At 39.4% G+C, this 7,734-nt stretch carries 7 protein-coding genes; 3 read left to right on the forward strand and 4 right to left on the reverse strand.

What is annotated here, in order from left to right; translation table 11 throughout:
* Positions 1 to 127: 127 nt before the first annotated feature.
* The 3 genes from QZ548_RS06115 to QZ548_RS06125 all read right to left on the reverse strand — a co-directional run bounded on the left by QZ548_RS06115 (position 128) and on the right by QZ548_RS06125 (position 2,948).
* On the reverse strand, positions 128 to 799 hold the full coding sequence (locus tag QZ548_RS06115; protein WP_295869087.1) for a methionine ABC transporter permease: 672 nt from the start codon (positions 797 to 799) through the stop codon (positions 128 to 130).
* Positions 799 to 1,821 carry a methionine ABC transporter ATP-binding protein gene (locus QZ548_RS06120; RefSeq protein WP_295869089.1) on the reverse strand — a complete coding sequence of 341 codons (1,023 nt, stop codon included), beginning with the start codon at positions 1,819 to 1,821 and terminating at the stop codon, positions 799 to 801. The genes QZ548_RS06115 and QZ548_RS06120 overlap by 1 nt, the downstream gene beginning before the upstream one ends.
* Before the next feature lie 260 nt (positions 1,822 to 2,081).
* A complete protein-coding gene (locus QZ548_RS06125; protein ID WP_295869091.1) occupies positions 2,082 to 2,948 on the reverse strand; it encodes a DMT family transporter in 867 nt (288 codons plus the stop codon).
* 376 nt (positions 2,949 to 3,324) lie between these two features.
* On the opposite strand from QZ548_RS06125, the gene pflB reads away from it, so the two are divergent.
* From pflB to pflA, 3 genes are all read left to right on the forward strand, one after another.
* Entirely contained in the window at positions 3,325 to 5,442 is a 2,118-nt protein-coding gene (pflB, locus tag QZ548_RS06130) for a formate C-acetyltransferase (RefSeq protein ID WP_295869093.1), read from the forward strand.
* 75 nt (positions 5,443 to 5,517) lie between these two features.
* Complete coding sequence (gene grcA3 / locus QZ548_RS06135) at positions 5,518 to 5,757, forward strand: autonomous glycyl radical cofactor GrcA3 (protein WP_005387698.1); 240 nt, start codon at positions 5,518 to 5,520, stop codon at positions 5,755 to 5,757.
* Between the two features lie 12 nt (positions 5,758 to 5,769).
* Positions 5,770 to 6,546 (forward strand): pyruvate formate-lyase-activating protein, encoded by a 777-nt coding sequence (gene pflA, locus QZ548_RS06140; RefSeq protein WP_295869094.1) that lies wholly within the window; start codon positions 5,770 to 5,772, stop codon positions 6,544 to 6,546.
* 134 nt (positions 6,547 to 6,680) lie between these two features.
* On the opposite strand, the gene QZ548_RS06145 is transcribed toward pflA, so the two are convergent.
* Complete coding sequence (locus QZ548_RS06145) at positions 6,681 to 7,634, reverse strand: 2-hydroxyacid dehydrogenase (protein WP_295869096.1); 954 nt, start codon at positions 7,632 to 7,634, stop codon at positions 6,681 to 6,683.
* Positions 7,635 to 7,734 lie beyond the last annotated feature (100 nt).

Here is a 7,734-nt window from a genome sequence, read left to right on the forward strand (position 1 = left end):
AACCGCAGCCTGCGATAAAAGCTACGCTAAATACTAATGCCGCACCAAGGGCAAGAAGCTTTTTAAATTTCATAGTACATTCTCCTATACTTTCACAATCAATATAACTAAAATCTATTTCATCAAATTAGGAACGACGCGCACGACGTGCAAAATAGTTACCTATTGATTGAATAATTTGAACAAAAATAATCAAAATAACTACGGTAAATAACATCAATGGGAAGTTCAACCGTTCATAACCATAGGTGAGGGCCAAATCACCTACACCACCTGCACCAATAGCACCAGCCATAGCAGTAGCACCGATTAGACCTATGGTGCCCGTTGTAATAGATAGAATAAGAGAACCCTTTGCTTCTGGTAAAAGAAAATGCCAAATCACTTCAAAATGAGAGGCCCCCATCGATTGTGCTGCTTCGATAATACCTTTATTAACCTCTAGAATCGAGTTTTCAAACAACCGAGCTAAATACGGTGCAATAAATATTACAAGCGGAACAATAGCCGCCATTGTTCCTACGCGCGTACCTACAATCATCTTAGTTAACGGTAATATAAACACCATCAAAATGATAAATGGTACAGAACGCACAACATTAACAATTGTATTTGTAATGGTATAAACAATACTATTTTTAACGATACCATTAGGATTTGTTACTACTAGTGTGACTGCGATAATTAGACCTAGTACTGTACCAATGAATAGAGATAGGAACACCATATATAATGTCTGTTCTGCGGCTAATAATAACTGCGATCCTGGAACACCAAGTTCTTGCATGAAGAAATCCATTATAGTGTCACCTCCTGCCATTCAATACCTTGAGCAACAAGATACTCTTTTACCTTGCCCACCTCAAGATCATCGCCAATAAACTGAACAATGAATATACCAAGTACAGTATGTTCTAACTCTGTTACCGTAGCAAATAATACACTCGTTTCTAAATCAAAGGTTTTATTAATATGATATAGAACATTATCTGTCGTATTATTTCCTAAGAAATGCATCTTAAGAATTGTGTATGGCCTTTTATCACAAGCTAATGTATGTTTCACTGTTGATGGAATTTCATCAGGAATTACAGTCCTAACAAATCGCTTTGTTGTTTCGTGTTTAGGTTTACTAAACACCTCAAGTACGGAGCCACTCTCTATGAGCTTTCCATGCTCCATAACCACAACGCGATTACAAATTTTTTGAATTACATCAATCTCATGAGTGACGATAACCACCGTTACCCCAAGTTCACGATTAACGCGCTCCAATAATTGAAGAATAGACTCTGTCGTATCTGGATCAAGAGCACTTGTTGCTTCATCGCATAAAAGAATCGATGGATCTGTAGCTAACGCACGGGCAATACCAACGCGCTGCTTTTGACCACCAGATAATTCTCCAGGATAGGCATTTGCTTTGTCCCCTAAATCAACAAAGTCTAACAAGGTTTTAACCTTTTTATCAATCTCTGATTTAGGAACTTTATTTAGAATTAATGGAATCGCCACATTATCATATACAGACTTAGCATTCAACAAATTGAACTGTTGAAATACCATGCCGATGCGCTTACGCACTTTTCTAAGCTCGTTAAAACTTAAACTATTGATATTCACACCATCTATTTCAACATGACCAGAGGTAGGTACCTCTAAGGCATTAATCATGCGCAGCAGTGTAGATTTACCAGCTCCACTGAAGCCAATAATGCCAAATATGTCGCCTTTTTCTATGGTAAAGTTTACATCAGATAATGCAGTAACCTTTTGCTTATTAACGTCGAACTCTTTCGTTACATTTCGTATAGCAATCACTGTACCACCTCTTTCCCTACAATATGGTAGGAATTAATCTTAACCTTAAAACATATCTTTAAGGTATGTTTTAATTATGTACTTAGATTACTACAATTTATAAGGACTGTCAAACAAAAAAGAACCTTAACCATCAATGGATTAAGGTTCTCTTTTATATAACGCTTATATTATAAGGGTTTACATCCCTATTTTTCTATTTTTATATCTTTATATCTTTTACATCAAATCTAGATGATTCAGACTCTAACAAAATTAACTTATCTATATCGATTAAAGAGATATAAGGAGCCTAAAATAACAGGTGCCCCAATATAGAGTCCCATGTTTGGTATTTCTCCCAATAAAAAGGCTGCTACTATAGCTGCCACAATTGGCGAGATATACATAAAGTTAGTTACATCAGACACCTTTTCGGCATATTCAAAGGCATAGCTCCAGAATACAAATCCAAGTGCACTGGAAAAGAATGCTAAATACAGCATAGCAAGCTTTGCACTAATAGGTGCGGCTACAATCATATCAATAGCATGATCTGCAAATGGCAATGCCATAATAGCACCGGTAAACATGGACCACATAGCAATAGTGATGGAGTTATACCCTTTCAAGCTAAGCCCGCGATTCAGAATGTTATAAATTGCAAATAGTACCATCCCTATCAACGTCCATATGGCACCCATAGGAATCGTTAGAGTTGAGTTCCAAAGAATAATAACAGCTACGCCTACAAAGGCTGTTACGGTGAAAAGCCAGCCAATAGGACGTATTCTATCTTTATAAACGATTAATGCCATCAGTGCCGTTACCATTGGCGTCAATGCCATAATAATACTCGATGTAGCTGCCGGTATTGTTCGTAAACCTTCATTAAACACAACTTGGTAAATGAAGTTCCCTGTAGCGCCTAATAAAATATATACGCCCCACTCACGCCAAGATGTAGGAATGTGTAAACCTTTGAATACACCAATAATCAGCATGAGTATAGCACCACCTACAACCCTTGCTACAGATAGGGTCAAGGCGTCTACAGATTGCAATGCCACTTTTCCAAAAGGGAACGCCGTAGCCCATACGGCAATGGTAGCAGATGCTCCTAAGATAGCTTTCATTCGATTTGTCATTAGCATCCACCTTTCTACATAGTTCCTAAATTAATACTATCTAAATATTACCATAATAAGGCCCTAGGATTCCAAGAATGTACATCACACTATATCGAATACTTTCTATTTATTGATATGAATTTTCATTATTTAAAGATAATATAAAAATCAAAAATCCAGGTGTACATCCCCATATTTTTCAATCCAAACATTATAATTACTGGATTTTAAATGATGAACCCATTATTGTAGGATTTTAAATAAGAACTATTCTTACGAAAATCGCATAGTATGTATTGAAAATATATATCATTTAAAATTTGTTAAATCAGGACAAACATTGTACACTATAGGCATAGAAATCTATAGTTATATCCTTTTATGGAGGTGCAAAATGCAACATACTGCATGGAAAGATTTTAACACAGGTGTGTGGGATAAAGCCGTTGATGTACGCGACTTTATTCAAAGAAACTATATCCCCTATGAAGGGGACGATTCCTTCCTTGCTGGTCCTACAGAAAGAACGACAAAATTATGGGACCAAGTAATGAAGCTTTATGAAGAAGAACGTGAAAAAGGCGGCATGCTCGATGCCGATACTTCCGTGGCCACACACATTACTGCCCATGCGCCAGGATATATCGACAAAGACCTTGAAACAATCGTTGGTTTACAAACTGACAAACCGCTAAAACGTGCTATGTTCCCTTATGGTGGCCTGCGTACAGCGAAATCTGCTATTGAAGAATATGGCTTCAAAATGGATCCCCAAACAGAAGACTTTTTCAAAAAGCATCGTAAAACTCATAACGATGGCGTATTTGACGTTTACACACCAGAGATGCGTGCTGCTCGTACAGCTCATATCGTAACTGGTTTGCCTGATGCTTACAGCCGTGGCCGTATCATCGGCGACTATCGTCGTATCGCGTTGTATGGTATTGATTACCTCATCGAAGATAAAAAAGAACAATTCAACATTACTATGGGCGATATGCTTGAAGACGTAATTCGCGACCGCGAAGAGATTCAAGATCAAATCCGTTCCTTGAAAGAGTTGAAAGAAATGGCAGCGTCCTACGGCTATGATATTTCTGGACCAGCTAAAGACGTGAAAGAAGCTATGCAATGGATTTACTTCGGCTACCTCGGTGCTATTAAAGAGCAAAACGGTGCTGCTATGTCCATCGGCCGTAACTCTACATTCCTAGACATCTACGCAGAACGTGACCTTCGCAATGGCACATACACTGAAGAGCAAATCCAAGAATTCGTAGATCATTTCATCATGAAATTGCGCATGGTTCGCTTCGCACGTATCCACGAATACAACAACTTGTTCACAGGCGATCCTGTTTGGACAACTGAATCCATCGGTGGTATGGGTACTGACGGCCGTACATTGGTTTCCAAAATGTCCTTCCGTTATCTACATACATTGACTAACCTTGGTCCTGCTCCAGAACCAAACCTCACTGTATTATGGTCCCCTCGCATGCCAATCGGCTTCCGCCGCTTCTGCGCAAAACTATCTATTGAAACATCTTCCATCCAATACGAAAACGACGACTTAATGCGTCCTAACTCTGGTGATGACTACGCTATCGCATGCTGTGTATCTCCAATGCGTATTGGTAAAGAAATGCAATTCTTCGGCGCTCGTTCCAACTTGGCGAAATGCTTGCTATACGCAATCAATGGTGGCGTTGACGAAAAATTGAAGAAACAAATTGGCCCTAAATACCGTCCTATTACTTCTGAATACTTAGAATTTGACGAAGTATGGGAAAAATTCGACGACATGATGGAATGGTTAGCAGGCGTATATGTAAACGCATTGAATATCATTCACTACATGCACGATAAATACGCTTATGAAAAATTAGAAATGGCATTGCATGACCGCAAAGTAACTCGTTGGTTTGCAACTGGTATCGCTGGTTTATCTGTAGTAGCTGACTCCTTGTCTGCTATTAAATACGCTAAAGTAAAACCTATTCGCGACGAAAACGGCATCGCTGTTGATTTCGAAATCGAAGGTGACTTCCCTAAATATGGTAACGATGACGATCGTGTAGATAGCTTGGCAGCAAAAGTTGTTTCCACATTTATGAACAAGATTCGTAAACATCCTACATACCGTCAATCCGTTCCTACTATGAGCTTGTTAACAATTACTTCCAACGTAGTATATGGCACTGCAACAGGTTCCACACCAGATGGTCGTAAAGCTGGTGAAGCTTTTGCCCCTGGTGCTAACCCAATGCATGGTCGTGATACTCACGGTGCTATTTCTTCGTTGGCATCCGTAGCAAAAATGCCATGGCGTGATAGCTCCGATGGTATTTCCAATACCTTCTCTATCATTCCTGACGCATTAGGTAAATCTGGTGAAACATTTGTGTCACTCAGCGATTTTGATATTGAGTTAGATCCATCTCAATTGCCTAACTCCAATACAAACTTCGCATGCAGCGAACCGAATGTTACTATAAAGGAAGATAAATAATATCTTCCATAGTATCTATGTGCTTTCACCGGCACTGATATGAGTGTTAGTCATGGTTGAAAGGAGGTAATACCCATGAGCAACCAACAACAAATTGATAACTTGGTAGAGTTATTGGATGGCTACTCCCAAAAAGGCGGTCATCATTTGAACGTTAACGTGTTCACTCGCGAAACATTGTTAGACGCTCAAAAACATCCTGAGTTGTACCCTCAATTGACTGTTCGTGTGTCTGGTTATGCAGTGCACTTCAGCAAATTGACTAAAGCACAACAGGATGAGGTTATTTCTCGTACATTCCATCAACAAATCTAATCGAGGTTTTCTATGACAGGACGTATTCATTCGGTCGAAACGATGGGTACGGTTGATGGTCCAGGCATGCGCATGGTGGTTTTTCTCCAAGGATGCCCCATGCGTTGTGCATATTGCCACAATCCCGACACATGGAATGAAACTAGCGATGATGCTAAGTTCATGACTGTTGAGGAGTTGTGGGACCAGTACGAACGTAACCGCCAGTTTTATACTAATGGTGGTATCACCGTCACAGGTGGGGAAGCTCTCATGCAAATTGACTTTGTTACTGAGCTTTTCACATATTTCCGTGAAAGAAACGTCCATACCTGTTTAGATACAAGTGGAATTTGTTTTGATCCCCACCAAGAGGTGGCCTACCGTAAGCTACTCAGGGTCACTAGTCTCGTCATCCTAGACCTTAAGGAAATCGATGATGATAAACATCTGTGGCTAACAGGCAAACCGTTAGAGCCCATTCTCGGCTTTGCTAGATTGACAGCAGACGTAGAGGTTCCCATTTGGGTTCGTCACGTTGTAGTCCCTACGATTACAGATAATGCAGATCATCACTATCGTCTAGGCTTTTTCCTAGGCTCCCTGAAAAACTTACAAGCCGTTGATTGCTTACCATATCACGTTATGGGTACTGCTAAATATAAGGAGTTAGGTATTACCTATCGCCTAGAAGGCATACCAGCTGCCACAAAAGATATTGCAGCTAAAGCGACAAGAACCGTGGTGGAAGGAATCAAGGCCTATCGACGCCATTGGTGGAGTCCCATCAAAACACAACATCAATCATAATCAAGTTTGAGGATAACTACCTCCCTTGATATATATATACATATATACCAAGACTTGATCTATGATAGCCCTAAACAATAGAGCCGCCCCCACACAACCGGGGACGGCTCTTATTGTTTGTTCTAATATCTATTTTATTTAGATACTACATTAATAGGTTCACCTTTAAAGAAGGCTTGTACATTGTCACGAATGATGCCTACCAAACGTTGACGTGTTTCTAAGCCTTTCCAACCCATATGAGGTGTAAGAATAACATTATCTAATGTATATAGAGGGCTATCCTCTGCTGGAGGTTCTACCTCTTGTACATCGAGACCGGCACCTGCAATGCGTTTAGCCGCTAATGCTTCACAAAGCTCTGCTTCATTAATAAGCGGACCACGACCAGTATTTATGATAACTGCACTAGGTTTCATTTTACCGATAGTTTCTTTATTAATCATGTGCTTAGTTTGATCATTCAATGGGCAATGCAATGTAATATAATCACTATTTTCTAGTAATTCATCAAGACTTACATAACGAATACCATCACCATCAGCCTTTGGTGTGCGCGTATGGATTAGAATATTCATACCTAATGCTTTTGCTACTTTGATCACTTCCATACCAATATGACCAGCACCAACAACACCTAATGTTTTACCGTTCACTTCTGTGTGGCTCACTTGTAAATATTTTGTGAAATTACTGCGATCACCTTTAGCAAGCATGCCAATTTGTTTCTGCATGGTAGACGCAAAATTGAGGATCATCATGATTACCGTATGTGCTACACGCTCTGTACTATACGCCGGAATATTGCACACAGTAATGCCTCTTTCCTTTGCCGCATTTAGGTCGATATTATTATAGCCAGTACCAGCTTCTACGATGAGTTTTACTGTATCTGGGAATTGTGAAAGCAACTCAGCAGTAACAGGAATCTCTTTTGTTACTACTACACCAGCCCCTTGAATACGTTCAATAAGCTCTGCATTTGTACTATTATCGTAAACCTGTACATCACTAGATAATATAGAGAAATCTAATGCATGGTCATAATTCATTTTACTTGCATTGACTACTACTACACGTTCGCTCATAAGAACCTCCTACATAGTTATTACATTTTATAGAGTATACGTAATGCTCAAATCTAGGGTTACATGTACCTATTAGGGAAAATACTTCTACATAAATTAT

The sequence above is a fragment of the uncultured Veillonella sp. genome, assembly GCF_915069625.1.
In the GTDB taxonomy this organism is placed as follows: Bacteria; Bacillota; Negativicutes; order Veillonellales; family Veillonellaceae; genus Veillonella.